This window comes from Ruegeria sp. YTSC230 (genome assembly GCF_059609665.1).
In genome coordinates this window covers 99266-124239 of the sequence record NZ_JBXWMC010000007.1, presented here as the reverse complement: position 1 = coordinate 124239, position 24974 = coordinate 99266, and the positions used below count along the sequence as shown (strand labels likewise).

Here is a 24974-nt window from a genome sequence, read left to right as displayed (position 1 = left end):
GGATCAGTAGCCCAGATTGCGGTCGACGAGGTGGAGGAAGGGTTTGCCTACCTCACCTCGGATAATATTTTGGCAGATCACTTGGGCCGCAGTTGTCGGACGGGTTTCCGACGCGATATGCGGCGTGACGGTCACATTGGCATGCGCCCAATACGGGTGTTCCGGCGGCAGGGGTTCCACGCGGAATACGTCTAACGTGGCGTGGGCAATGTGTCCTGAATCCAGTGCGGCCAGCAGTGCGTTGTCATCGATCAATGGACCGCGACCGGGATTGATGATCCGAGCGCCTTTGGGCAACAAGGCCAAAGTGTCCGCATTCAGTGCGTTTTCCGTTGCGGGGGTGTCGGGCAGCAACAGGACAACGATCTCGGCACTGGACAACGCGGCGCGCAGACCTTCAACGCCATGCAGGCACGTTACCCCGGGGATGTCCTTTGCGGTTCTGCTCCAACCGGTCACTTTGAAATTCAGCGCGGCAAGCGCTGTTGCTGCGGCTTCTCCCAACGCACCAAGGCCCAGCACGCACACATTCCGTTCGCTGGCAAGCGGTGGGGCATCGGGCGTCCACACGCCGTCCTGCACGGTGATATAGCGGTCCATGCCCAGGTGATAGCGCAGCACGTGGCCGACGACCCACTCGGTCATGCCATGCATCAGCCCGTGGTCCACCATCCGGGCCAATGGCACGGTCAGCGTTTCGTTGCCCGCGATTTTTTCAACACCTGCCCAAAGACTCAGAACCGCCTTCAAACGTGCATAGGGTGAAAAATCCAGCAACCCGCTTGTCGGTGCATAGACAACATAGTCGACTTGATCAGGCGCAAACTCGGTTGCCAGACGGAAATCCAGACCGGTATAGGACAACCCTTTTGTAAGCAGAGGTTCATATTCCGGCCATTGTTCAGGGCGCGCGGAAAACAGGATGTTGACGGGCATGAAGGGCCTTTCAATTCAGCGAGGGCGGTGAATATGCGCGCTTTGAACAATGCCGAAGGCAGCCATCAGAACCAGCATGGCGGACCCGCCGTAGCTGACCATCGGCAGGGGCACGCCCACAACCGGCGCAAGGCCCATGACCATGGACATATTGACCGCAAAGAACAGGAAGAAGTTGAGCGCAACCCCCAAGGTGACCAAGGATGAGAACCGGTCCTTTGTCGCCAAAGCCGTAACCATGCAGAAGATAATAATCAGGGCGTAAAGGGTCAGCAAAGTGATGCCTCCGACAAACCCGAATTCCTCGGCCAACGTGGTAAAGATGAAGTCCGTGTGCTTTTCGGGCAGAAAGTTCAGGCGCGACTGCGTCCCTTGCATAAACCCGCGCCCGTTCCAGCCGCCTGACCCCAGCGCAATTTTCGACTGGGTAATGTGATAGCCTGCACCCAGCGGATCGGTGGAGGGATCAAGGAAAGTGTCTATTCGGCGGAACTGATAATCCTTGAGCAACTGCCACTCGGTGCCCCGACTGTTGAACACGGTCGCAATCAAGCCGACCACTGCCGCGATAACGGCGGCGAAATAAGCCCAGTGCACACCAGCCAGGAACATCAGTCCCCCGCCCGCCGCTAACAACAGGATCGAGGTGCCCAGATCGGGTTGTTTCAGAACCATAGCCGTAGGGATCAGGATCAGGATGACCGGAATAAGCACCCAGAGCGGTCGCGATGTCTTATGAGACGGCAACCAATCGTAGTAGGCGGCCAGAACCATGACCAGCGCAATCTTCATGACTTCGGAAGGCTGGAGCCTCATGAAGCCAAGGTCGATCCAACGCTGCGCACCCATGCCGATGGTGCCGAAGAGTTCCACAAAAATTAGCAGAACGATCGAGCCGAGATAGGCCAAGACGGACATGTTGCGCCAGAACCAGATCGGTACCAACGCGATGATGAACATAACGGTCAGTCCCAGTCCGAACCGCTCAATCTGGGGTTCGGCCCAGGGCATCCAGGACCCGCCCGCGACCGAGTACAGCATCAGGAATCCGGCGCTGGCGACGCTGATCAGCAACAAAGTCAGCGGCCAGTTCATGTAGAGGAACTTGCGAAACCCTGTTGGCGTGGATTTGACGGCGTACTCAAGATAGCTCATGCGCGGTCCTTTTCATCAGGTCGCGCTTTGGGGCGGCGGTCGCCCTCAAGCCGTTTTTGTTGTTCCTTGATGCGGTCACGATCTGCAACCGGATAAGCCTCGAGCGGCGGGGTGCCGTTGTACAGAGCCTGCAGCATGATATCCCGCGCGACCGGGGCCGCTGCCTTGGATCCGCCACCGCCGTGTTCCACCACCACTGCCACGGCGTATTTCGGATTGTCGTACGGCGCATAGCTGACGAACAGCGCGTGGTCGCGCCGTTCCCACGGCAGGTCTTCGTTGCGGATTACGCCAGCCGCGCGTTCGGCCTTGGTGATGTTGCGCACCTGGCTGGTCCCTGTCTTACCGGCCATGCGGAATTCATCATTGATGATGCGGCTGCGATAGGCGGTGCCAGCCCTGTCGTTTGAGACCGAGAACATCGCTTTGCGCACCTGATTCAGGTTGTACGGATTGACGTCCAGCGGCTCACCTGCTCCTGACGGTTCCTCGACGCCATTGACGGACCGCACCAAACGCGGCTTCACGGCCCGGCCTGTGGCAATCCTTGCCGTCATGACCGCAAGCTGTAGGGGCGAGGCCAGCATGAACCCTTGCCCGATCGAGGCATTCGCCGTGTCGCCTACCAGCCAGCCTTCACCATGGACCCGCTCTTTCCATTCCTGATTGGGGGCCAAACCGGCAGCGACAGCTGACATCGGGATGTCGTGCTTGACGCCCAGTCCGAACTTGCGCGCCATTTCAGAGATTTTGTCGATGCCGGTACGCACCGCGACATCGTAATAGTAGACGTCGCAGCTGCGCTTTAGCGACAAATTGAGATCCACTGTCCCATGCCCGCCACGTTTCCAGCAGTGGAAGCGGCGGCTACCGACCTTCAGGTGCCCAGGGCAATAGACGGTGTTGCCGGGGCCAACAACTCCGGCCTCAAGCGCGGCAAGAGCGGTGATCATCTTGAAGGTCGAACCCGGCGGGTAGGTGCCCTGAACCGTCTTGTTGGCCAGCGGGCGGTAGTTATTTTCAGTCAATGCCCGGTAATCCGCGACCGATATCCCGCGCACGAACAGGTTCGGGTCGAAACTGGGGGCAGAACTGATGGCCCGGATATCCCCGGTTTCGCAGTCGATGACGACTGCAGCCGCGCTTTCACCGGCCAGGCGCGCCTGGGCGTATTGCTGCAGGTCCGCATCAACGGACAATTGCAGATCGGCCCCTGCCTCGCCTTCTTGCCGGTCAAGCTCGCGCATGATGCGGCCTGTGGCGTTGACCTCGACACGTTTTGCGCCAGCTTTTCCGCGCAGGCTGATTTCCTGTTTGGACTCCAGACCGACCTTGCCGATCTGGAACCGGGGGATACGCAGCACCGGTTCGGGATCTTCGATCAGGCTGAGATCATAGTCACTGACCGGCCCGACGTAACCAACGACATGAGCGAAATCCTCGTAGCGGGGATACTGACGGGCCATGCCCACCTCAGGCGTAACGCCGGGCAGGGCGGGCGCATTGACAGCGACCTTGGAGATATCCTCCCACGTGACCTGATCGGCCAGTGTGACTGGCAGGAACGGGGCAGAACGGCGCATCTCGGTCTTGGCGCGATTAATCTCTTCCTGAGTCAGCGGGATAAGCTCTGAAAGTTTGGCGATGACTTTGTCGACGTCGCCCGCATCTTCGCGGACCATAACAATACGATAGGACTGCGTGTTTTGTCCGATGATCTGGCCGTTGCGGTCATAGATGCGCCCGCGCGTTGGCGGGATCAGGCGAATGTTGATCCGGTTTTCTTCGGCCAGCAGACGGTACTCGTCAGCCTGATCCACTTGCATAAAGCGCATTCGCGCTGCCAGGCCGCCGATAAACGCAGTCTGCAACCCACCCAGGATCAACGCGCGGCGCGGCAGGCGTTTATAGGCCAATCCTTGCGCTTTGGGATTGCGTTGTTTCATGCCCTGGCCCCTCTTGTGCCGGGGTCCGACACTGACACGCGCCGAACGCCAAGCACATTCTGGCTGAGAAGTACGACGAGAGGATAAACCGCAATTGTCAGAACCACTTGTATCACCACAGGACCCAAAGCTGCTTGCTGTACCGATAGAATAGCAAGAATGACACGGTTCAATATGAAAATTCCCGCGATCACCACAGCGGCCGTTGTCCATTCAGCCATAAACCCGGCGTCGCGCATTCCGGGCGCGGCCGAGCGCAGATACGACGATCCCAAAACCACAAGTGCTGCCAGCAGGCCCGGAGGTCGTTGCAGCAGCAAATCGGCCATCAGCATCACCGCAGCAACCAGAAAAATGGGAACGTATTCCGGTCGGCGAAGAACCCAGGCGAACGTTAAAGCAATAAGCATGTCCGGAAACGGCCACCGGTCCGGCTGTGTATCCAAAGGCAGAAGATGCAGGAACATAATCAGTAACGCCAGAAACACGTACAAACAGCGTTTGAGCCAAAGATGAGAGGTTTGCCTATCCATCGCCGACCTCCGGTGGGGTCAGGGCAGCCTCGGGTTGCCGTGGACCCACGATGCCGCCAGGATCCGAGATCACCGGGGCCAAGTGGAAGCGCAGAACGCGAAGGAACTCTAGCCGTTCGAAATCGGCGGACAGACGCACCCGCAAACGCCCGCCTGGGTCTTCGGTAATCTGCCCGATCAGCAACCCTCCGGGGAACACGCCGCCATCACCCGAGGTTACAACACGGTCGCCGGGACGTACCAGTTCGCGGTTTTCCAGAAACTCCACCGACGGGGATTGCGTGTTGTCGCCGGTGATCAGAGCGGTTTGGCCAGACGGTTGAATCGTGGCAGGAATTGCACTGGATGCATCTGTCATCAGGATGACACGCGCGGTGTCGGGGCCAACGCCCGAGATACGCCCGACGACGCCAATCCCGTCCATGGTGGCCCAGCCGTCCCTGATCCCATCCCTTTCACCCACGTTCAGCAGGACCGACTGGCGGAAGGGCGAGCCGCTATCGGCCATGACCACCCCGGTGATATAGGTCAGGCGCGGATCAAGACGCACGTTGTTCAGGTCCAGAAGCCGGGCATTTTCCTGCTCCAGCTGCAACGCGGCCTCTTTCCAGGCGCGCATGATGCGCAATTCGCTGCGCAATTCCTGGTTCTGATCACTCAGCCGTTGGTAACTTTGGAAATCGCGCACCAGATTGACGGCGGCGGTGACAGGAACCATGGCCCATTCCATCGACGGCACAACACTGTCCACGACCTGTGCGCGAAACCGTTCCACGCGCGGGCTGTCGATCCGCCAGATCAGAAAGATGCCTAGCAGACACAACACAACAATCCCCAGCAACAGGCGGCGCAAGGGGGTTGTGTATTCATCGCGCTGTGATCGGTCTTTTGCCACAGGACTCCTTCCCGTGCTGCTCGTGCCGAATTTACCCAATGTAGTAAAGGGTGCGCGCCTTAGCTTTCGTAGTCAATCGCGTGGCGCAGTTGTTTTTCGTATTCCAGCGCCTTGCCGGTGCCCAAAGCCACACAATTAAGGCTTTCGTCGGCTATCGACACGGCCAAGCCGGTCTGTTCGCGCAGGGCAAGGTCCAGATCGCCCAACAGTGCACCGCCGCCGGTCAGCATCACGCCCCGGTCCACAATGTCCGCCGCCAGATCAGGCGGAGTGGTTTCCAGTGCGGTCATTACCGCCTCGCAAATCTGCTGGACGGGTTCGGACAGCGCCTCGGCCACTTGGGCCTGGCTGATTTCAATTTCCTTGGGCACACCATTCAGCAGGTCGCGTCCGCGAATGTGCATCGACTGGCCGCGGCCGTCGTCGGGCATGCGCGCAGTGCCGATGGTGGTCTTGATCCGCTCGGCCGTGGATTCACCGACCAGCAGGTTCTGCTGGCGGCGCAAGTACGAGATGATCGCCTCATCCATACGGTCACCGCCGACGCGGACCGAGCGGGCATATACGATGTCACCCAGCGACAGAACAGCAACCTCGGTGGTACCCCCGCCGATATCGACAACCATGTTGCCGGTCGGGTCGGTGATGGGCATGCCCGCTCCAATCGCGGCAGCAATAGGTTCGGCAATCAGACCGGCGCGGCGGGCGCCTGCGGACAGAACCGACTGGCGGATCGCGCGTTTTTCAACAGGGGTCGCGCCATGGGGAACGCAGACGATGATCTTGGGCTTCGAGAAAGTTGAACGCTTGTGCACTTTGCGGATGAAGTGCTTGATCATTTCCTCGGCAGTATCAAAGTCGGCAATCACGCCCTCGCGCATGGGGCGGATGGCTTCGATCGAACCGGGGGTCCGGCCCAACATCAGCTTGGCGTCTTCGCCAACGGCCAGAACCTTTTTCACGCCGTCCTTGACGTGATAAGCTACCACGGAGGGTTCAGAAAGGATAACACCGCGGCCCTTGACGTAAACCAGCGTGTTCGCTGTCCCAAGGTCGATAGCCATGTCCGCTGTGAACAGGCCGCCCAGATTGCCAAAGATCCCCATATTTTTCCCTGATCCTGTATGTCAGTTTTCTACTGCCCGCGACTCGACGGTTCCGGGACGGATGACTTATAGGGTGCCAACTCGCCCGGTAAAAGGGCTGATTCCGCGACAATCAGCACCTTTCCGCCTTAATTGCAGGGACTTTAGAAGGCATCATGCTCTCATATCAACATATTTACCACGCAGGTAACCTTGCGGACGTCCATAAGCACGCAATTTTGGCAGAAACGCTGGCCTATCTGACCCAAAAGGACAAACCGCTAAGCTACATCGAAACCCATTCGGGGCGGGGGCTGTACCAGTTGGACTCGGATCAGGCGGTTCAGACCGGTGAAGCAGCAGCGGGAATTGAACGTGCGTTGACCGAAGGCTGGTTTGACGCCGATCATCCCCTGAGCAGGGCCATTGCCGTTGTGCACGATCGGTATGGCAAAACGGCGTATCCGGGGTCGCCGCTGATCGCAGCGAGCCTGTTGCGCCCGCAGGACAAGATGCACTTTGCTGAATTGCATCCGCAGGAATATCGGGCGCTGAGCGACGCCATGATCACGACAGGGGCCCGGACCTATAGGCAGGACGGCTTTGAGCTGGCCCAATCTCTGCTGCCCCCGACACCGCGCCGTGGCGTTTTGCTGATTGATCCAAGCTATGAGATCAAATCTGATTATGACCGAATGCCCGGTATAATCGCCTCGTTGAACCGGAAATGGAACGTTGGTGTCATTGCACTGTGGTATCCGATACTGGCCAATGGGCGGCATCAGGGCATGCGCGACGCTTTGGAGAAACGGGATTTCCCCAAAGTTTTGCATCACGAGGTGCGCTTTCCGGCCGCACGCGAAGGGCACGGTATGGTTGGTTCGGGAATGTTTGTCGTGAACGCGCCTTATGGTCTGAAGGAGTCCGCCAGAACGCTAGACGGCTTGTTCGGCAAACTTCGTTGAAGAAAAACCGGTGATTACACGGGATTTTGCCTGAGAGTGAACTGCTCAGGAGCAAATTCTGATGCCACAGCAATGCCTTTGCCGGAAGGTCCCGCTTTTCTGGTGCCGGGATCTTGATTTTTAATATTGGCTCCATAAGTTAGTTGTCACATATGACAATTAACGGAATCGGATTACTTCGATGGACTTTCTAAGCCGCCATATCAGTGACTTTCACCTGAGTTACTGGGAAACCTTGATCGACGACTGGTTCTTTGTCTTCGCAATGGGCTTTCTGGCCTTCGAATTGGTCCGCTATGCAGTCGTCAAAAAACTGAACTGGCAGATGATGGGGGATACCGTCACCAACTTTATCACGCTGGTTTTCTTCATCGGTATCAGCTTTGTACTATTGGCCGGGTTTTACATCGGTGCATATGTCTGGGCTTCGCAATTCGCCGTGTTCGACATTCCGACGACGTGGGCCTCGTTCATCATTGTGCTGATACTTGCAGACCTTGCCTACTACTGGGAGCATCGGATTCTGCACCGGATCAACTTCCTCTGGGCAACGCATTCGGTTCACCATAGCTCTCCCTTCTTCAATATATCAGTGGCTTATCGCCATGGTCCGCTGGATGGCTTCTGGCCGTTGTTTTTCCACTTGCCGCTTGTGCTTTTGGGGTTCAACCCATTCATGGTGCTGGTCGCGGAACTGCTGGTGCAGCTGTATCAGACGGCCCTGCATACCGAAGTTATCAAAAAGCTGTGGCGCCCGATTGAATACATCTTCAACACGCCGTCGCATCACCGCGTTCACCATGGATCAAACCCGAAATACCTGGACAAGAACTATGCTGGGATTCTGATCATCTGGGACCGCATGTTCGGAACGTTCGAGGACGAAAAGGAAGAGGTGGTCTATGGCCTCGTCAAACCGATCGACTCGATCAATCCCTTCGTCGCCTTCCTTCACGGCTTTGCCCGCCTGTTCAAGGATGTCCGGAACATGCCGGGGTTCGGCAACAAGCTGGGTGTTTTATTCGGACCTCCGGGCTGGCAGCCAAAGAACGGTCGCAAACAGAGTAAACCCGCTAAGTAAGGCGTAGGAGCGCAAAAGATGCCAAGCAACACACAACGCATCGTGGCGGCCATCGTTACGGCAGGTCTGTTTGTCGGAGGCGCCTGGGTCGCCTCGGGGTTCACCACAGATATTGACCAAGCAGCGGCTTCCACCACAGGGACTTCGCAAGACAAAGGTCTGACCGTCAATCTTCATGGTGCGCGCAGCACCAAGGGCAACGTGATTGTCATGGCCTTTGATCAGGCGACAGCCTTCGACAACATGGATTACACCAAAGCTGTTGGTTATCTTGAGGCACCAGCGTCCGAGGACCCGCTCCGCTTCGACTTTCACGACCTCGACAGCGGGTATTTTGCTGTTATCGCGTTTCACGACGAAAACGGGGATTATGATCTGAACTATGACGCGAACTACATGCCAACCGAAGGGTATGCAGTATCGGGGCTGAACGATCTCAACGACACGCCGGTGTATGACTACTCGTTGATCGGGACAGAAAAGCCAGCAGATCTGACCTTGTTCTATTGGCCGTAATGCGGCTGGAGATAATAGAGAAGGGGCGGTCGACAATCGTCCGCCCCTTTTTTGTTCAAGTGAGATCTTTGTAGCTGATTTCCCGGGTATCTGCGCCCGGACCGGCCTTTTGTCGGCGCACGATCAGGCGGTTCAGCGCGTGGATATACGCCTTGGCCGAGGCCACGACTGTATCGGTATTGGCGGATTGGCCGGTTGCGATCATGCCGTCCTCTTCCAGACGCACCGATACCGTGGCCTGCGCGTCCGTACCTTCGGTCACGGCGTGCACCTGATAAAGCTGCAGATGCGCCGTATTCGGATGCACAACTCGAATGGCGCGGAAGGCAGCGTCGACCGGGCCGTCGCCTTGGTCGGTGGCGATGATTTCCTTGCCGCCTACTTCCATCTCGATGGTGGCTTCGGCCTTGCCGACGGTTCCGCAGGTAACCTTCATCGAAACCAGTTGCAGGTGATCGTTGCCGTCGTCATCATCCAGCGTCATCAACGCGATCAGATCGTCGTCGAACACTTCTTTCTTACGATCGGCCAGTTCCTTGAACCGAACGAATATGTCCTTGAGCTGGTTGTCGCCAACCTCATAACCCAGCGTGTTCAGCTTATCACGCAGCGCCGCGCGGCCCGAGTGTTTGCCCAGCGGCAAGGATGTCCCGGACAGACCGATATCCTCGGGGCGCATGATTTCAAAGTTTTCGCGGTTCTTCAGCATGCCGTCCTGGTGGATACCGCTTTCATGCGCGAAGGCGTTCTTGCCGACGATGGCTTTGTTGAACTGCACGTTGAAGCCCGACACCGTCGCGACCCGGCGCGAGATATGCATGATCTTGGTCGTGTCGATGCCGGTGTTCCAAGGCATGATGTCATTGCGTGTGCGCAGTGCCATCACCACCTCTTCCAGCGCGGTGTTACCGGCACGTTCGCCAAGGCCGTTGATGGTACATTCAATCTGACGTGCACCACCTGCAACAGCAGCCAGCGAGTTTGCGGTCGCCAGGCCAAGGTCGTTGTGGCAGTGGGTCGCGAAGACCACCTCATCCGCGCCCGGAACCGTTTCGATCAGACGTTTGATCAGGTCAGCAGACTCCATCGGTGCCGTGTAGCCGACCGTGTCAGGAATGTTGATCGTTGTCGCACCGGCCTTGATCGCAATCTCGATCACGCGGCAGAGGTAATCCCACTCGGTCCGCGTAGCATCCATCGGCGACCACTGCACGTTTTCGCAGAGATTGCGCGCATGGCTGACCGTTTCGTGGATTTTGTCGGCCATTTCGTCCTGTGTCAGGTTCGGGATGGCACGGTGCAGCGGTGAGGTGCCGATGAAGGTGTGGATGCGGCTTTTACCTGCATGTTTCACCGCCTCCCAACAGCGGTCGATATCGGCGAAATTGGCACGGGCCAGGCCGCAGATACGGCTGTTCTTTGACCGGTCGGCAATTTCAGATACGGCCTTGAAGTCACCTTCGGAGGCAATTGGGAACCCCGCTTCGATGATATCGACGCCCATGTCGTCCAACAGCTCGGCAATCTCCAGCTTTTCCGAATGGGTCATAGTTGCGCCGGGGCTTTGCTCGCCGTCGCGCAGGGTTGTGTCAAAGATCAAGACGCGGTCTTGGTCGGTCACGTTGGTCATGGGATTCTCTTTCTTCTTCTGTCCTAAAGCCTATGGCGCGCGGGCGTCCTCCTCTGAGCGGGCGCGCCGGATGGCACGCTCAGAGGCGGATTAGGATCAGTAGGCCACGCAGAGACGCACCGCGAAGGGCGGTGTCGGCAATCAGGATATCTGCGCGGTTGATCATGGGGTTGAGGTTATACATCGCGCGGCGGGAATGAAAAGAACGAATTTACCTCCGGCCTATGAAGAGATTTCTTTTTTCCCACATGTGTTGATCACGCATTGCCGACGGCTAGTTCAACCCGCATGGAAACAGCACTTATCATCGGCGCCTCGGGTGGGATCGGAGGTGCAATCGCCGACAGGCTTCGGCAACAGTCGGTCGACGTCACCACATTGTCCCGGTCACAGGACGGATTTGATTTGACCGACCCCGAGATCGTAGATCGGACGTTGGCGGGCGTTTCCGGTCCGTTCGACCTGATCCTGGTCGCGGCTGGCGCTCTTGAGGTTAATGGTGCCACCCCCGAGAAAACCATCAGACTGATATCCGCGCCGGCGATGATGGATCAGTTCGCGCTGAACGCGGTCGGACCAGCGTTGGTTCTTGCACATGCTGCGCGCTTGCTGCCGCGCGACCGGCGCGCCGTCTTTGGCGTGTTGTCTGCGCGAGTGGGGTCGATTGGTGACAACCGGCTTGGTGGATGGATCAGTTATCGGGCGTCCAAGGCGGCGCTGAACCAGATTGTCCGCACATCCGCGATCGAGCTTGCCCGGAGCCATAAACAGGCGATCTGCGTCGCCTTGCACCCCGGTACGGTCACGACAGCATTCACCCGGAAATATGTTGGGCGGCACCCTGCGGTTGCACCTGATGAGGCCGCCCGGAACCTGCTATCCGTATCAGCCGCGTTAAATGCGGCTGATACGGGTGGGTTTTTTGACTGGGCGGGAAAGCCAGTGCCCTGGTAGCTTGATTACCCGTCAGAGGCGGATGTATCAGGCTCGGTTTCGGTATCCGTCGCGTCGGGCGCGCTCACGTTCTCACTGGGCAGGACGCCGTTTTCCCAAACGCCGGTTTCTTCCAGGCCATTGGCATAACGCATCGTGCCATTGCCGTGGCGTTTGTTATCCAGAAAGGTGCCTTCGTACACGTCGCCGGTGGCATAGGTTGCCACACCCTGACCACTGATTTTGCCTTCGGCCCAGCCGCCGGTATAGCTGAATCCGCGTGGGGTTTTTATAGTTCCCTCGCCGTGACGCTGACCGTCTTGGAAATCACCTTCATAGGATGTTCCGTCAGGAAAAGTTGCCTTGCCTTTACCCTGACGCGCGCCATCTACCCAGTCGCCTTCGTACCGATACCCGTTAGCGAATGTCAGAACGCCCGTGCCATGGCTCAGACCGTTCTTGAACTGTCCTTGGTAAACAACACCGTTGGGATACGTGGCCTTACCGTTGCCCTCAAAGATGCCAGCCGTCCATTCGCCGTCATAGACGGTGCCATCCGGATAGGTCTGAACGCCTTTGCCATGCGGCAAATCTGCGCTGAAATCACCGGTATAGGTCGCGCCATCAGGATAGGTGACCTCACCCAGTCCTTCGATCTGGCCGTCCACCCATTCGCCGGTGTAATCAAACCCGTCGGTCCCAAGAAAGCGTCCTTTTCCGTGGCGGCGGTCATCGGCATATTCGCCCTCATAAGTCGCACCGTTGGCATAGGTGGCCTTGCCATTGCCCTGACGGCGGCCATCAACCAGATCGCCCTCGTAAAGGTCGCCATTGGCCTGCAACAAGCGGCCCTTGCCGGTCATGCTGTCCTGAGACCAATCACCGGTATATGTCATGCCATCCGGAACTGTCAGAGTACCCTGGCCATCGCGCAAGCCGTTGTTGATTTGCCCTTCGTAGATACTGCCTTGCGTCGAGGTGATTTTGCCCTCGCCGTGCTTGACGCCATCCTTCCAGTCGCCATCGTAGACGTAACCGCTGGGGTCGGTCAGGACGCCTTTGCCGTGATAGCGGGCGTCTTTGAAGCTGCCCTCGTAACGGACGCCGTTGGTGTATTTTGCAATTCCGGTTCCGTTGATTGACCCTTCGGCCCAGTCCCCCTCATAGCTGCCGCCGTCGGGGTAGATGATCTTGCCCTGCCCCTCGGGTTGCCCCTTCGCGAACATCCCCTCATAGACCGAGCCGTTGACATAGCGCGCTATGCCATTGCCCTGAATTTCGCCTTCGACCCATTCGCCGACATATTCGAACCCGTTCGGCAGGCGGTAAGTGCCCTCGCCGTGTCGCAGGCCGTTCAGGAAAGTGCCCTCGTACACGCCGCCAACATCATCATCCGCAACGATAACCTGTCCGTCCTGCGCAAAGGCGGATGTGGCCAGTAAAGCCATCGCCGTGGCGGCCAAAGAAATGCGGATAGCGTTCATGGTTTTTCCTGCCTTGCCCGGTTGTCACGTTTTAAAGCAAAACTAAGATACCCGTGCGGACAGAGCAACGTGTTTTGCCGCATTTGACTTTCACTCGCGGTGCGATCTGCTAAATGGCATTAGGACTGACGAGGGCAAGAGGGCAGCATGGCCAACCGTTTCCGCATTACTCTGGCACAACTCAATCCCGTTGTTGGGGACATCCAAGGCAATTTGGACAAGGCGCTTGCGGCGTGGGAGCAGGGACGCGAAGCTGGTGCCGACCTTGTGGCTTTCCCCGAAATGTTCATTACCGGTTACAACACCCAGGACCTGGTGATGAAGCCGGTGTTCCATCAAGCGGCCATGGCGGCGGTTCAGTCGCTGGCTGCGCAATGTGCCGATGGACCCGCCATAGCAATTGGCGGTCCGTGGACGGAAGACGGTAAGCTTTTTAATGCCTACCTGATCCTCAAGGGCGGTCGCATCGGCAGCAAGGTGCTGAAACATCACTTGCCGAATGAAACCGTGTTCGACGAGGTGCGCCTGTACGACGCGGGCCCTTTGGGGGGGCCGTACTCGGTTGGCAACTCGCGGATCGGTAGCCCGATTTGCGAAGACAGCTGGCACCCGGATGTTTCGGAAACACTGGAAGAGACCGGGGCAGAGTTTCTGCTGATCCCCAATGGTTCACCTTACTTCCGCAACAAATATGATGTGCGCCTGAACCATATGGTCGCCCGTGTGGTCGAGACCGGCCTGCCGCTGATCTATCTGAACATGGTGGGCGGTCAGGACGATCAGGTTTTTGATGGCGCGACTTTCGGCCTGAATCCGGGCGGAGAACTGGCTTTTCGAATGCCGGTCTTTGATGAGGCCGTAACACATGTCGATTTGGAGCGCGGTGATGAGGGTTGGCGTATTATGCCTGCTGAAGTTGTGCCGCAGCCGGATGAATGGGAGCAGGACTATCGTGCCATGGTCCTGTCCCTGCGCGATTACATGGGCAAGACCGGGTTCAAAAAGGCGTTGTTGGGGCTATCGGGTGGAGTGGACTCGGCGTTGGTCGCGGCAATTGCTGTTGATGCAATCGGTGCGGAAAACGTCCGTTGCGTGATGCTGCCGTCGGAATACACCAGCCAGGCCTCGCTGGATGACGCTGAAGCTGTCGCCAAGGCGCTGGGCGTGCATTACGACTATGTTCCGATCTCGGACAGTCGGGCGGCGGTGACAGACACTCTGGCCTCGTTGTTTGCGGGCCGCGAGGCGGATTTGACCGAGGAAAACGTCCAATCCCGCCTGCGCGGTTTGCTGCTGATGGCGATCTCGAACAAGTTTGGCGAAATGCTGCTGACCACGGGCAACAAGTCCGAGGTGGCTGTTGGTTACGCGACCATCTATGGCGACATGAATGGCGGTTATAACCCGATCAAGGATCTGTATAAAACGCGCGTGTTCGAAACATGCCGCTGGCGCAATGCCAATCACCGTGACTGGATGATGGGCCCCGAAGGTGAGGTGATCCGACCGTCGGTCATTGATAAACCCCCCAGTGCTGAGCTGCGCGAAGACCAGAAAGACAGTGACAGCCTGCCGGACTACCCGGAACTGGACGCGATCCTGGAAATCCTGGTCGACCGCGATGGCTCGATCGCTGATTGCGAAGCAGCAGGATTCGAAGCAGATGTCGCCCGTCGCGTAGAGCATCTGATCTATATCAGCGAATATAAGCGGTTTCAGTCCGCACCAGGTACGCGCTTGACCAAGCGAGCCTTCTGGCTGGACCGCAGATACCCGATTGTGAATCGTTGGCGTGATCGGTCTTGAGCTGAAACCACGCGTTTTTTTGAGTCTCTGATCGTTTCCAAAAGGGGTGCTTGAGGACGCGCTTTTATTCATTGTCCCTATGACGGGGACAGTGCATATCTAGATTCGGCTTAGGCCGTTTAACACGCTTGAAATCAGGACATTTTTCTGACACATTTTAGCTTAATTGCCGCCTCATGTGGGGCAGATGCGGCGCATTCTTAAGTGGCTCGATGTTCATGATCGAGTTTTGTTTGTTACGCATCGTGAATTGCGTGTCTGTGTTAACGATTTGGTGTGAAAATGCGTGAGCAATACGATAGACCACTCCACTCGCCACCTCCGTGGCGTTCGATGGAAACCAAGGGTCATGAACTAGACGAAGATCAGGTTGATTCTGCCATTGCCGACCTTTTGGGGGCTGAGATGTCGTCAGAGCAAAAATCGGAACCAGCGGAATCTGTGGCCTCTTCGGTTCTGCCTGAACTGCCTTCACAAGAAAGCATGGGCGAAGATTTGGCCAGCAACGATGCCGGATTGACAGCCACATTGCGTCAGAAGTGGGCTGAACTCTGCGGCGCGGCTTAACGGCTTGGACCTGTTGAATCCAACAGTGCCAGAGATCATTCTGGCACTATAACCACAGCTTGTAAAAATTGTGATCCATGCATCAGGCGGTATGTTGCCTATTGCCTGATACCGCGCATTCATTGCAGTCCGAGCAATGAAGTAAGAGCGGCGGATGCCCGGTCCAAAACCAACTCCTGTAGAACCTGATCTGCATCTGCCCAAGTCTGTTGACGTTGTGGTCATAGGCGGCGGAATCATCGGCGCATCAACAGCTTTAGAGCTGTCAGAGCGGGGCGCGTCAGTCTTGCTGTGCGAAAAAGGCCATATTGCGGGCGAACAAAGTTCGCGAAACTGGGGATGGGTGCGTTTGGGGCTGCGGGACCCTCGGGAAATCCCGCTCATGCTAGAAGCGCAGCAGATCTGGCAGGATCTGGATCAACGCACAGGGCGCCAAACCGGATTTGCGCGTTCCGGCATCCTTCTTGGCGCCTCGGGGAAGCGGGATCATGCAAATCTTGAACGCTGGATGCGCCATGTTGAAGGTCTGCACACTGGCGCTCAGATGATTTCGGGTGCTGAACTGGATGGCTTGCTGCCCGACAATCAATCGGGGTTGAAAGTTGCCTTGCACATGCCACGAGATGGACGGGCTGAACCGCAATGGGCCGCCCCTGCGATCGCTGAAGCCGCACGAGACAAAGGGGCGTGCCTGATGACCAACTGCGCAGTGCGCAGCGTTGATGTCGAGAACGGTTATGTCTCAGGTGTGTTTACCGAACGTGGTCGGGTGGCTTGTGCACGGGTGGTTCTTGCCGGAGGCGCGTGGTCGCGGCTGTTTGCGGGCAATGCGGGGATTGACCTGCCACAGCTTAAGGTTCTCAACACGGTCCTACGCACTTCACTGGTGAATGGGCCGGAAACAGCAATATGGTCAGATGACTTCGCGATGCGAAAAAGGGCCGATGGCGGTTATACAATTGCATCCGGGCACGAGAATACGGTTGATATTGTCCCGGATAGTTTTCGGCTTGCGCTGCAGTTTGTTCCGGCGTTCCGACAGGAATGGCGATCCTTGCGTTTCAGGCTGTCCAAACGCTGGGCGGCAGAGGCCGGTGAGGACCGAACATGGTTGCACACCGACGTCACGCCATTCGAACATTGCCGTGTGCTGGATCCTGAGCCCTCGGCCAAGGTCTTGAGGCGGACATGGGCGCGCGCGCGCAAAGGGTTCCCGGTGCTGGAGCAGGCAGAGATCGTTCAAAGCTGGGCAGGTTTGATCGACGTCACCCCGGACGCCATTCCGGTAATATCTTCAGTCGATACCATGCCAGGGATGTTCATCGCCGCGGGGTTTTCAGGTCATGGATTTGGGATCGGCCCCGGAGCGGGGCGTTTAATGGCCGATCTGGTTTGTGAAACCACGCCATGCGTTGATCCGGCCGCCTTTCGCCTGTCCCGATTTACGGATGGTTCAAAGGTGCGGCCGGATCCGGGATACTAGGGTACTATCCCATCATCTGGTAGCTGACCGGCACAAAGCGGAACCCGTCGCCACGGGGTTCAACGAAGCCAGCTGCCGGGAATGGCATGTGATAGCCGATCATCGGAACCTTGTCGGCGGCCAGCATGCCCAGCACGTCGCGGCGCGATGCCGTGGCGGCTGCTTTGTCCATGTCAAAACGGACTTCCCATTCCGGATGGGCAAAGGACCAGACATAGTGGTTTGCCAGATCGGCGGTCAGAACCAGACGCTGCCCGTTGCTTTCTAGATGATACACCGTGTGGCCAGGTGTATGGCCATAAGCTGCAACAGCGGTGATACCCGACGAGACTTCGCCGCCATTTTCAACAAAGGTCATCTTCTCGGCCAAAGGTGTGACCTTGGCCGCGACCAGATCTCCGACACGATTGCCCGCGTCCTGCGCCGCCCAGAAGTCATATTCCGGAGAGGAGGTGACATAGCGCGCGTTCGGGAAGGTCGGCGCGTCATTGGTCGTCATGCCGCCGATATGGTCGGGATGCATATGGGTGATGACGACGACATTGATTTGATCCGGTGTCACACCTGCATCGGCCAATGCCGTCTGAATACCACCTTGCCCCAGCCCCGTGTCGAACAGGACCAGCTCAGACCCGGTGTTGACCAGAGTCGGGGTAAAGAAGAACTGCGCGACATCCGGCGAGATGAAATTGTCTGCTGAGACTTTCGCGAAGTCTTCATCTGACGCTCCGCCGCCAAAGATTTCTTGGGCGCCATCGCGCGGCAGGCTGCCGTCCAGCAATGTCGTTACGGTAAAATCGCCCAACGCAAAGGATTTGGCGACGGTTGAATTTGCCTTTGTCTCAGCTCCGGCTGCCAGAACCGGCGCTGCAGCTGCGGCAAAGGGCAAAGCTGCCGCGGTACCCAGTGCCGCGCGGCGTGTCAATTTGATGGTCATTTTGGTTCTCCCTGTCAGAACAGCATTCAGTGAGTTTAGGTCGGCGCGAGTCTCTTGCCAGTGTATACCCTTTTCAAATGGGCTGCGTGGATGAACATTACGTGTTAATTTTTGTTTATGGCGCGATCAAAAAACAAAACCGTTCCCACAGGGCAAAGTGTCGAGGGCTTTTTGGCGGCTGTTCAACCGGTGAAGAAGGCAGATGATGCGCGGGAGTTGGATGCCCTCTTTCGGCACGTGACCGGGTTTGAACCTGTTTTGTGGGGTGCGTCGATTGTGGGCTATGGTCGTTACCATTTTCGCTACAAGTCCGGGCGCGAAGGAGAGTTTCTGGCAACCGGGTTTTCCCCGCGCAAAGCGGCTCTGTCGATCTACATCATGCCCGGCTATGCAGATTTCGGGGATATTCTGTCACGACTGGGTAAACACAAGCTGGGCAAGTCCTGTCTCTATGTGAACAAGCTGGCGGATATTGACACGAATGTTCTGTCTGAACTGATCTGCGCCGGGTTAAAGGACATGGATCGGCACTGGCCGGTCCAGCCGTCCTGAACGCCTTTGCTGGACAATTGGCCAATCCTGTGACAAGAGCCGCGCCAACAGGAGACACCTATGACAACCACCCGTTTTGCCCCGTCGCCCACCGGTTACATCCACGTGGGCAACCTGCGCACCGCCTTGATGAACTATCTGATCGCCCGCAAAGCAGGCGGCACGTTCATCTTGCGGATTGACGACACCGATCCTGAGCGGTCGAAAGAAGAATATGTCGACGCCATCAAACAGGACATGGAGTGGCTGGGCCTGCACTGGGACCGGGTTGAACGTCAGTCGGATCGTCTGGACCGTTATGCCGAAGCCGCAGACAAGCTGCGCGAGATGGGCCGGTTCTATGAGGCGTTTGAGACGCCCACCGAGCTGGACCTCAAGCGTAAGAAACAACTGAACATGGGCAAGCCGCCGGTCTATGACCGCGCGGCGCTGAACCTCAGCGATGCTGAGAAAGAAGCGCTGCGGGCCGAGCGTGGCAACGGCGTCTGGCGCTTCAAGCTGGATCACGAGCGGATTGAGTGGAATGATGGCATTCTGGGCGACATCTCGATCGATGCGGCATCCGTGTCCGATCCGGTTCTGATCCGGGGCGACGGACAGGTTCTCTATACGATAGCGTCGGTGGTGGATGACACCGAAATGGGCGTCACCAATGTGGTGCGCGGCTCGGACCATGTGACCAACACCGCGACCCAGATTCAGATCATCGAGGCGCTGGGCGGCACCTGCCCGCGCTTTGCGCATCACTCGTTGTTGACCGGTCCTCAAGGAGAGGCCCTGTCAAAACGGTTGGGCACGCTTGCCCTGCGTGATCTGCGTGAACAGGGCGTGCAGCCGATGGCGTTGCTGAGCCTGATGGCGCGTCTGGGCTCCTCCGACCCGGTTGAGCTGCGCTCGGAAATGGCGGAACTGATTGAAGGCTTCGATGTGAACCGTTTCGGGGCCGCGCCGACCAAGTTCGATGTGCAGGACCTGTTCCCGCTGACGGCAAAGCATTTGCAGTCCCTGCCTTTGGCCGACGTGGCCGAGGCCGTGGCTGATGCTGGTGTTCCTGCCGATCTGGCCGAACCCTTCTGGGCGATGGCACGCGAGAACATCACAACTTTGGCTGATCTCAAGGGCTGGTGGGAACTGTGTCGCGATGGGGCTGAGCCGCTGATCGCGGATGAGGACCGTGAGTTTATCGCCGAGGCTATGGCGCTGCTGCCTGAAGGTTCGTTCGATGGCGAAACCTGGGGCAAATGGACCAGCACGGTTAAAGAAGCGACCGGCCGCAAGGGCAAAGGGCTATTCATGCCGCTGCGCAAGGCGCTGACCGGCATGGAGCGGGGGCCTGAGATGGCCATTCTGTTGCCACTGCTGCAGGTGATCCGCGCAAAAGCCTGAGTGTACGGCAATAGAATGAGGAAGGGCGGGGTCATTCGATCCCGCCTTTTTTCTATGCGTTCTGCACAATCCGGGTTGAGAGAAGGCTGAGACGATCATCCACGAATTCGGTCTCAACCGATTTCAACTGTTGATGGCGCGGGTATCGGGGCTCGGCCCGGTCGTTCAGGATCGGCGCATCCCATCCATCTGTGGTGGCAAAGAAACGATCTGCGCCGTCTTCACCAAATGCGCGCAGGTATCCCTGCACGACCACATCAATGTAACTCAGTAGCAATGGGTGGTGATTGCTTGGAGCATTGTGCCGGTCAAGAGGCACAGCGTAGACGGCAATCTCGACCTCGTGCTTTACCGGGTGCGTGACGGATTGTGTGGCGGGAATTCGTTTATAGGCCCATTCCCGTTCGTCTAGGGCGATCCAATCATTTTTCGGCACATGCGCAATCATGCCTTCGATCTCGGACGCGGGGTCCGAAACTGCCGTCAGAAAGGCGACCGGTCGCAGGTCAGTGTGTCGCCACGCGCGCCGCCAGCCTTTTAGCCGGGCAGGATGCGGATCGGGAAAGTCGTGCGTCGAAAGGTTCACAAGGCTGCCGTAGCCAAAGAAATAGGGATCTGCCATGGGCCTGTGCGTCCTTTCCTGACGATTGATGTATGTCAAACCGCTTTTTTGCCGGACATGCAATAAGTCTGCATCTTGAAACTTGGGAGGTCACGATGCGGATAACCAAACGGACGAACATTGCGGTACGGCTGCTGATGTATTGTGCAGCTCATCAGGATAGGCTGGTTACCAAGTCCGAGATTGCCGAAGTCTGCAATATTTCCGAGAACCATCTGGCGCAGGTCATCAATCAGCTTAGCCAGTTGGACTATCTTAGCACCCAACGCGGTCGTAACGGTGGTATGGTTCTGGCGCGTTCGGCCGAACAGATCCGGATCGGATCGGTGTTTCGTGATGTCGAAGGCAACCTGCCGCTGGCCGAGTGTTTTGCGGATGCCGACAACACCTGCCCATTGACGGATGCATGTCGATTGCGGATGGCGCTTCAGGACGCGGCTGAGGTCTTCTATGCCTCACTGGACGAGATCACGCTCGACGCCCTGATCTGCGACAACGATCCTTTACTGCAGATACTGCAACCGGTTACCTGCGCGCGCGCCGGTTAATCGCTGGCACGCAGGATGCGGGCTGGGCGGACGGCCAGGGGTCGCAGAGCAAAGATCAGCCCCGCGCCAAGCGTCACGATGATGCCCGCCAGAACAATTCCGATTGCGGACGGCCAGATCACCGAGAATTTCGTGTCGAAAATATAGGTGGCAACGGCCCACCCACCCAGGATGCCGGTCAGCAGCGCAACGCCACCTGCGGCCGTACCCAACAGCGCGGCGCGCAGGGCAAAGCTGAACAGGATGCGCTGCCGGTCCGCGCCTAGTGTTTTGAGGATCGCGGCCTCATATCGGCGCGCGGGTTCCCCGGCCGCGGCAGCACCGATGAGGACCAAGAAGCCGGTCAGCAGAGAAATACCCGCGCCATAAGACGTGGCCGCTGCGATGCCCGCCAGCAGGCCCGAGACGCGGTCAATCGCATCGCGCACCCGGATCGCCGTTATGTTAGGGAACTTCCCGGCCAAATCGCGCAGAATTGCAGTTTCGGCCTGTTCTTCGGCATAGACCGTCGCGATGAAACTGTGCGGGGCACCTGCAAGGGCCGATGGATTCATCGACATGATAAAGCCCATACCGGCGTTCGAGAAATCAACCTCGCGCGTTGATGTGAGTTCTGCGGTAATGTCCCGGCCCAAAATGTTCACGGTCAGTTGGTCGCCGAGCTTCAGGCCCATTTCTTCCGCTTCCTCGGCTGCGAAACTCACCTGTGGGGTACCGGTATAGTCATCGGCCCACCATTCGCCCGAGGTGATGCGTGCGTTTTCGGGCGGACGGACGGAATAGGTGACGCCCCGGTCGCCATCCAGAACCCAATGATCGCCTGCCATTTCGCGGGCGGGTTTGCCGTTGATCTGTGTGATGATCCCGCGCAGCATCGGTGCGCTTTCGATCCGGCTGACGCCGGGGTCGGTGGTCAACCTGTCATTAAATCCCGGCATCTGGTCCTTCTGGATGTCGACGAAGAAGTAAGACGGGGCAACGTCCGGCAAGTTGCCGGAAATTGCATTGCGCAAGGTGCCGTCGATCTGTCCAACGGCCGCCAGAACCGAAAGTCCAAGACCAAGAGACAGTACAACGGATGCAGCGCCCTCGCGTGGGTCGGAAATGGCCGACAAGGCCCACCGAAGGGCCGGACGCCCGAGCGCTGATGGGGCGCTAAGCCGAGCCAGCCGGCGCACCGCGTAGGCCGCAGCGGACAGCAGCAGCAACGCGCCCACCAATCCTCCGGCGGTCCAGAACGTCAGACGCGCCGAGCCGCTGAACCAGGCGGCTGATGCTATCAGCAGCGCGAGGCCGGAACCAGTTGCGATGAGGTATACCCCTCGTGGAACTGCACGCGCCGAGGTCAGAGCATCCCGAAACAGCGTCGCTGCGCGGACGTCTTCGGTGCGGGCAAGGGGCCAGAGCGTGAACAGAAAGGCCGTCAGTAAGCCGTACAAAGCTGCTTCGGCAAGCGGCGCCAGATAAAACGAGAAAACCGCGGGTACAGGCAGCCGGGCTTCAATCAAGGGTGCCAGCAGCAGCGGCAGCAACCCGCCCAAGGTAAGGCCCAGCAAGATGCCGATTCCGGACAGGACACCGATTTGGATCATATAAGTTTGGAATATTGTCGCCTTGTCAGCGCCCAGTGTGCGCAATGTCGCGATGGTCTCTGTCTTTTGGGACAGATAGGCGCGCACGGCCGCGGAAACTCCGATGCCGCCGACTGCAAGGCCTGATAACCCGACCAGAACCAGAAATGCGCTGAGCCGCCCGACAAACTCGGCAATGCCGGGCGCACCGTTGCGAGCATCAGTCCATCGCATACCGGTGCCCTCAAAATTCTGACGCGCTTCTACCGCTAGATCTTGCAGATCGGTTCCTGATGGCAGGGCCAGGCGGTATTTGGTGGAAAACAGAGTTCCCGGGGCCAACAGGCCGGACGCTTGCAAGTCTTCGGTCCGCACCAGCGTGCGAGGGCCCAGACCAAAGCCATCTGCCGCCCCGTCCGGTTCATGGATCAATGCAGCGGTCAGGATGAATTCTTGCGTCCCCAGTGCAAAGCGATCTCCGACGGAAAGATCCATCCGGTCAATCAGCGACGGATCCATTACCGCGCCGGGAAGACCTTGATTTGTCCCTAAGGCCGCCGACAGCGGCATTGCAGGCTTCAAAACCGGAGATCCCAACAACGGGTAGGTGTCGTCGACTGATTTAACCTGTGTCAGCGCGCGTTGCGTTTCAGCGTCCTGATCGGCAACGGCCATTGAGCGAAAATCGACCACTTCAGAGACAGCTGTTCCGGTCTGGTCCATCCAGGCACGTTCGTCATTTGTAGCAAACCGGTAGGTGAATTCCAGTTGCGCATCCCCGCCCAACAGGGCCGCGCCTTCCTCGGCCAATCCTGCCTGGATCGCATGGCGTACCGACCCGACTGCTGCGATTGCTGCGACACCCAGCGCAAGACACGCGAGGAAAACGCGAAACCCACGCAGCCCGCCCCGAAGTTCACGGCGTGCCAGCCGCCCGGCCAGCCGAAGGCTCATTCCGCGACCTTTTGCTGGCTGTCTTCCGAAATCCGCCCGTCGCGCAAGCGCACAACCCGATCGCACCTGCGCGCCAGACTATGACTATGGGTTACAAGCACCAGAGTGGCACCGTGTTTGTCGCGCAGGCCGAACAATAGATCGACGATCGCCGCGCCGTTCGTTTCGTCCAGATTTCCTGTTGGCTCATCCGCCAGCAAAATCTGCGGACGCGGTGCGGCGGCGCGGGCCAGTGCGACGCGTTGTTGTTCGCCGCCTGACAATTGCGCCGGATAATGATCGCGGCGATGCGACAGGCCAACCGCGTCAAGTTCTGCCGCGGCGCGTTGAAACGCATCCTTGTGTCCCGCCAATTCCAGTGGCGTGGCCACATTTTCCAGGGCAGTCATGGTTGGGATCAGATGGAAGTTCTGAAAGACGACCCCCATCGCATTGCGTCTGAAACGGGCCAGAGAATCCTCATCCATGCCAGTCAGATCCTGGCCAAGGGCTGTGATCTTGCCTGCGCTTGCCTGTTCCAACCCGCCCATCAGCATCAGCAGCGAGGATTTACCGGACCCGGACGGCCCGACAAGCCCGAGCGTTTCGCCTTTTGCGACGGTCAGGGTAACATCGTGCAGGATATTGACCCGGCCGGCATTGCCATCCAGCGACAAAGCGGCATTTTGAAGCGAAAGAACAGGTGTCGTCATTGGAACTTCCAAAAGGAGGCGGTCATTTTGGGATATGGAGTGGTTCAAAAAATGCGCAAGGCTCTGATGGCGTTACTGTTTGCGTGTTGCGGCTTTGCCGCCACAGCGGAACCGTTGGTCATCGCGGCCCTCGGGGACTCGCTGACACAAGGATACGGGCTGCCGGAACAGGACGGGTTCGTACCACAGTTGGATCAATGGTTGAAGGATCAGGGCGCAGACGTGCAATTGATAAATGCCGGAGTATCCGGGGATACAACTGCGGGCGGCGCGGCCCGCGTGGATTGGACGCTGACACCTGACGTGGACGCGCTAATTGTAGCGCTGGGCGGCAATGACCTGCTGCGTGGGATTGACCCAACTGTATCGCGGGCGAACCTTGAGACAATCGTAACCTCCGCCCGGGCAGCCGAGGTTGAGGTGTTGTTGATTGGAATGCAGGCACCGGCGAACTACGGGGTCGAATACAAGCAGGCCTTTGACGCGATGTACCCTGATCTGGCCAAGGAATATCAGCTTGTGTTTGCAGAAAGTTTTTTTGAAGGGTTGCAGCCAAACAGCGACCCGAACGCAGTCCGGCAGTTCATGCAACCGGATGGAATTCACCCCAACAAAGAAGGCGTGACGCGGATCGTAGCAGCGCTTGGGCCTTATGTGTTGGAGTTGGTCGAAACCTCGGCCAAGCAGGATTGAGAAG

General features: G+C 58.1%; 23 protein-coding genes. 11 read left to right on the top strand and 12 right to left on the bottom strand.

Annotated features, from left to right (window positions below; all coding sequences use genetic code 11):
• Positions 1-3: 3 nt before the first annotated feature.
• The 6 genes from AC2FD9_RS15120 to AC2FD9_RS15095 are packed head-to-tail and all read right to left on the bottom strand — an operon-like array spanning position 4 to position 6571.
• Positions 4-936 (bottom strand): 2-hydroxyacid dehydrogenase, encoded by a 933-nt coding sequence (locus tag AC2FD9_RS15120; protein ID WP_496837631.1) that lies wholly within the window; start codon positions 934-936, stop codon positions 4-6.
• Positions 937-951: 15 nt separating this feature from the next.
• Positions 952-2091: a rod shape-determining protein RodA gene (rodA, locus tag AC2FD9_RS15115; protein WP_058273483.1), complete on the bottom strand. Its 1140-nt coding sequence runs from the start codon at positions 2089-2091 to the stop codon at positions 952-954.
• A complete protein-coding gene (gene mrdA, locus AC2FD9_RS15110) occupies positions 2088-4037 on the bottom strand; it encodes a penicillin-binding protein 2 (RefSeq protein WP_496837629.1) in 1950 nt (649 codons plus the stop codon). The genes rodA and mrdA overlap by 4 nt, the downstream gene beginning before the upstream one ends.
• Positions 4034-4570 (bottom strand): rod shape-determining protein MreD, encoded by a 537-nt coding sequence (locus tag AC2FD9_RS15105; protein ID WP_282120150.1) that lies wholly within the window; start codon positions 4568-4570, stop codon positions 4034-4036. The genes mrdA and AC2FD9_RS15105 overlap by 4 nt, the downstream gene beginning before the upstream one ends.
• Positions 4563-5465 (bottom strand): rod shape-determining protein MreC, encoded by a 903-nt coding sequence (mreC, locus tag AC2FD9_RS15100; protein WP_108860807.1) that lies wholly within the window; start codon positions 5463-5465, stop codon positions 4563-4565. Before mreC ends, AC2FD9_RS15105 begins: the two co-directional genes overlap by 8 nt.
• A 59-nt stretch (positions 5466-5524) precedes the next feature.
• Entirely contained in the window at positions 5525-6571 is a 1047-nt protein-coding gene (locus AC2FD9_RS15095) for a rod shape-determining protein (RefSeq protein WP_039523195.1), read from the bottom strand.
• A 155-nt stretch (positions 6572-6726) separates the two neighbouring features.
• Here AC2FD9_RS15095 and AC2FD9_RS15090 point away from each other — a divergent pair, with 155 nt between their 5' ends.
• From AC2FD9_RS15090 to AC2FD9_RS15080, 3 genes are all read left to right on the top strand, one after another.
• Positions 6727-7515: a 23S rRNA (adenine(2030)-N(6))-methyltransferase RlmJ gene (locus AC2FD9_RS15090; RefSeq protein WP_496837627.1), complete on the top strand. Its 789-nt coding sequence runs from the start codon at positions 6727-6729 to the stop codon at positions 7513-7515.
• A 181-nt stretch (positions 7516-7696) separates the two neighbouring features.
• On the top strand, positions 7697-8596 hold the full coding sequence (locus tag AC2FD9_RS15085) for a sterol desaturase family protein (RefSeq protein WP_496837625.1): 900 nt from the start codon (positions 7697-7699) through the stop codon (positions 8594-8596).
• 18 nt (positions 8597-8614) lie between these two features.
• On the top strand, positions 8615-9112 hold the full coding sequence (locus tag AC2FD9_RS15080; RefSeq protein ID WP_496837623.1) for a DUF2141 domain-containing protein: 498 nt from the start codon (positions 8615-8617) through the stop codon (positions 9110-9112).
• A 55-nt stretch (positions 9113-9167) separates the two neighbouring features.
• Here AC2FD9_RS15080 and AC2FD9_RS15075 read toward each other — a convergent pair whose 3' ends face one another.
• On the bottom strand, positions 9168-10742 hold the full coding sequence (locus AC2FD9_RS15075; protein WP_496837622.1) for a 2-isopropylmalate synthase: 1575 nt from the start codon (positions 10740-10742) through the stop codon (positions 9168-9170).
• A 288-nt stretch (positions 10743-11030) separates the two neighbouring features.
• Between AC2FD9_RS15075 and AC2FD9_RS15070 the strand changes: the two genes are divergently transcribed.
• On the top strand, positions 11031-11696 hold the full coding sequence (locus tag AC2FD9_RS15070; RefSeq protein WP_496837620.1) for an SDR family NAD(P)-dependent oxidoreductase: 666 nt from the start codon (positions 11031-11033) through the stop codon (positions 11694-11696).
• Positions 11697-11701: 5 nt separating this feature from the next.
• On the opposite strand, the gene AC2FD9_RS15065 is transcribed toward AC2FD9_RS15070, so the two are convergent.
• Positions 11702-13159 carry an MORN repeat-containing protein gene (locus tag AC2FD9_RS15065; protein WP_496698840.1) on the bottom strand — a complete coding sequence of 486 codons (1458 nt, stop codon included), beginning with the start codon at positions 13157-13159 and terminating at the stop codon, positions 11702-11704.
• A 147-nt stretch (positions 13160-13306) separates the two neighbouring features.
• Between AC2FD9_RS15065 and AC2FD9_RS15060 the strand changes: the two genes are divergently transcribed.
• From AC2FD9_RS15060 to AC2FD9_RS15050, 3 genes are all read left to right on the top strand, one after another.
• Positions 13307-14965 carry an NAD+ synthase gene (locus AC2FD9_RS15060; protein ID WP_282152424.1) on the top strand — a complete coding sequence of 553 codons (1659 nt, stop codon included), beginning with the start codon at positions 13307-13309 and terminating at the stop codon, positions 14963-14965.
• A 282-nt stretch (positions 14966-15247) separates the two neighbouring features.
• On the top strand, positions 15248-15532 hold the full coding sequence (locus AC2FD9_RS15055; protein ID WP_496756351.1) for a hypothetical protein: 285 nt from the start codon (positions 15248-15250) through the stop codon (positions 15530-15532).
• A gap of 154 nt (positions 15533-15686) precedes the next feature.
• On the top strand, positions 15687-17015 hold the full coding sequence (locus tag AC2FD9_RS15050) for an NAD(P)/FAD-dependent oxidoreductase (protein ID WP_496837617.1): 1329 nt from the start codon (positions 15687-15689) through the stop codon (positions 17013-17015).
• A 4-nt stretch (positions 17016-17019) separates the two neighbouring features.
• Here the strand turns inward: AC2FD9_RS15050 and AC2FD9_RS15045 are convergent, their stop codons facing one another.
• A complete protein-coding gene (locus AC2FD9_RS15045) occupies positions 17020-17952 on the bottom strand; it encodes an MBL fold metallo-hydrolase (RefSeq protein WP_496837615.1) in 933 nt (310 codons plus the stop codon).
• A 117-nt stretch (positions 17953-18069) separates the two neighbouring features.
• Here AC2FD9_RS15045 and AC2FD9_RS15040 point away from each other — a divergent pair, with 117 nt between their 5' ends.
• The gene (locus tag AC2FD9_RS15040) at positions 18070-18504 is read left to right on the top strand and encodes a DUF1801 domain-containing protein (protein WP_496837613.1); all 435 of its coding nucleotides are present in this window, start codon (positions 18070-18072) and stop codon (positions 18502-18504) included.
• Between the two features lie 60 nt (positions 18505-18564).
• On the top strand, positions 18565-19890 hold the full coding sequence (gltX, locus tag AC2FD9_RS15035; RefSeq protein ID WP_496698850.1) for a glutamate--tRNA ligase: 1326 nt from the start codon (positions 18565-18567) through the stop codon (positions 19888-19890).
• Positions 19891-19942: 52 nt separating this feature from the next.
• Here the strand turns inward: gltX and AC2FD9_RS15030 are convergent, their stop codons facing one another.
• Positions 19943-20512, bottom strand: coding sequence for a gamma-glutamylcyclotransferase family protein (locus tag AC2FD9_RS15030; RefSeq protein WP_109312847.1), 570 nt, complete (start codon positions 20510-20512; stop codon positions 19943-19945).
• A 95-nt stretch (positions 20513-20607) separates the two neighbouring features.
• Here AC2FD9_RS15030 and AC2FD9_RS15025 point away from each other — a divergent pair, with 95 nt between their 5' ends.
• The gene (locus AC2FD9_RS15025; protein WP_109312998.1) at positions 20608-21060 is read left to right on the top strand and encodes an RrF2 family transcriptional regulator; all 453 of its coding nucleotides are present in this window, start codon (positions 20608-20610) and stop codon (positions 21058-21060) included.
• Here the strand turns inward: AC2FD9_RS15025 and AC2FD9_RS15020 are convergent.
• Both AC2FD9_RS15020 and AC2FD9_RS15015 read right to left on the bottom strand, forming a co-directional pair.
• Entirely contained in the window at positions 21057-23585 is a 2529-nt protein-coding gene (locus AC2FD9_RS15020; protein ID WP_496837610.1) for an ABC transporter permease, read from the bottom strand. The genes AC2FD9_RS15025 and AC2FD9_RS15020 overlap by 4 nt on opposite strands.
• Positions 23582-24277: an ABC transporter ATP-binding protein gene (locus AC2FD9_RS15015; RefSeq protein WP_496837608.1), complete on the bottom strand. Its 696-nt coding sequence runs from the start codon at positions 24275-24277 to the stop codon at positions 23582-23584. The genes AC2FD9_RS15020 and AC2FD9_RS15015 overlap by 4 nt, the downstream gene beginning before the upstream one ends.
• A 51-nt stretch (positions 24278-24328) precedes the next feature.
• Here AC2FD9_RS15015 and AC2FD9_RS15010 point away from each other — a divergent pair, with 51 nt between their 5' ends.
• A complete protein-coding gene (locus tag AC2FD9_RS15010) occupies positions 24329-24970 on the top strand; it encodes an arylesterase (protein ID WP_496837606.1) in 642 nt (213 codons plus the stop codon).
• Positions 24971-24974 lie beyond the last annotated feature (4 nt).

Excerpts from the sequence above, each read along its gene's own strand:
- AC2FD9_RS15095 (WP_039523195.1), bottom strand. The coding sequence starts at position 6,571 with ATGGGGATCTTTGGCAATCTGGGCGGCCTGTTCACAGCGGACATGGCT.
- AC2FD9_RS15025 (WP_109312998.1), top strand. The coding sequence starts at position 20,608 with ATGCGGATAACCAAACGGACGAACATTGCGGTACGGCTGCTGATGTAT.
- AC2FD9_RS15090 (WP_496837627.1), top strand. The coding sequence starts at position 6,727 with ATGCTCTCATATCAACATATTTACCACGCAGGTAACCTTGCGGACGTC.
- AC2FD9_RS15080 (WP_496837623.1), top strand. The coding sequence starts at position 8,615 with ATGCCAAGCAACACACAACGCATCGTGGCGGCCATCGTTACGGCAGGT.
- AC2FD9_RS15050 (WP_496837617.1), top strand. The coding sequence starts at position 15,687 with ATGCCCGGTCCAAAACCAACTCCTGTAGAACCTGATCTGCATCTGCCC.
- AC2FD9_RS15060 (WP_282152424.1), top strand. The coding sequence starts at position 13,307 with ATGGCCAACCGTTTCCGCATTACTCTGGCACAACTCAATCCCGTTGTT.
- AC2FD9_RS15010 (WP_496837606.1), top strand. The coding sequence starts at position 24,329 with ATGCGCAAGGCTCTGATGGCGTTACTGTTTGCGTGTTGCGGCTTTGCC.
- AC2FD9_RS15015 (WP_496837608.1), bottom strand. The coding sequence starts at position 24,277 with ATGACGACACCTGTTCTTTCGCTTCAAAATGCCGCTTTGTCGCTGGAT.
- AC2FD9_RS15030 (WP_109312847.1), bottom strand. The coding sequence starts at position 20,512 with ATGGCAGATCCCTATTTCTTTGGCTACGGCAGCCTTGTGAACCTTTCG.
- AC2FD9_RS15020 (WP_496837610.1), bottom strand. The coding sequence starts at position 23,585 with ATGAGCCTTCGGCTGGCCGGGCGGCTGGCACGCCGTGAACTTCGGGGC.
- AC2FD9_RS15045 (WP_496837615.1), bottom strand. The coding sequence starts at position 17,952 with ATGACCATCAAATTGACACGCCGCGCGGCACTGGGTACCGCGGCAGCT.
- AC2FD9_RS15075 (WP_496837622.1), bottom strand. The coding sequence starts at position 10,742 with ATGACCAACGTGACCGACCAAGACCGCGTCTTGATCTTTGACACAACC.
- AC2FD9_RS15085 (WP_496837625.1), top strand. The coding sequence starts at position 7,697 with ATGGACTTTCTAAGCCGCCATATCAGTGACTTTCACCTGAGTTACTGG.
- mrdA (WP_496837629.1), bottom strand. The coding sequence starts at position 4,037 with ATGAAACAACGCAATCCCAAAGCGCAAGGATTGGCCTATAAACGCCTG.
- AC2FD9_RS15120 (WP_496837631.1), bottom strand. The coding sequence starts at position 936 with ATGCCCGTCAACATCCTGTTTTCCGCGCGCCCTGAACAATGGCCGGAA.
- rodA (WP_058273483.1), bottom strand. The coding sequence starts at position 2,091 with ATGAGCTATCTTGAGTACGCCGTCAAATCCACGCCAACAGGGTTTCGC.
- AC2FD9_RS15070 (WP_496837620.1), top strand. The coding sequence starts at position 11,031 with ATGGAAACAGCACTTATCATCGGCGCCTCGGGTGGGATCGGAGGTGCA.
- AC2FD9_RS15065 (WP_496698840.1), bottom strand. The coding sequence starts at position 13,159 with ATGAACGCTATCCGCATTTCTTTGGCCGCCACGGCGATGGCTTTACTG.
- AC2FD9_RS15040 (WP_496837613.1), top strand. The coding sequence starts at position 18,070 with ATGGCGCGATCAAAAAACAAAACCGTTCCCACAGGGCAAAGTGTCGAG.
- gltX (WP_496698850.1), top strand. The coding sequence starts at position 18,565 with ATGACAACCACCCGTTTTGCCCCGTCGCCCACCGGTTACATCCACGTG.
- AC2FD9_RS15055 (WP_496756351.1), top strand. The coding sequence starts at position 15,248 with ATGCGTGAGCAATACGATAGACCACTCCACTCGCCACCTCCGTGGCGT.
- AC2FD9_RS15105 (WP_282120150.1), bottom strand. The coding sequence starts at position 4,570 with ATGGATAGGCAAACCTCTCATCTTTGGCTCAAACGCTGTTTGTACGTG.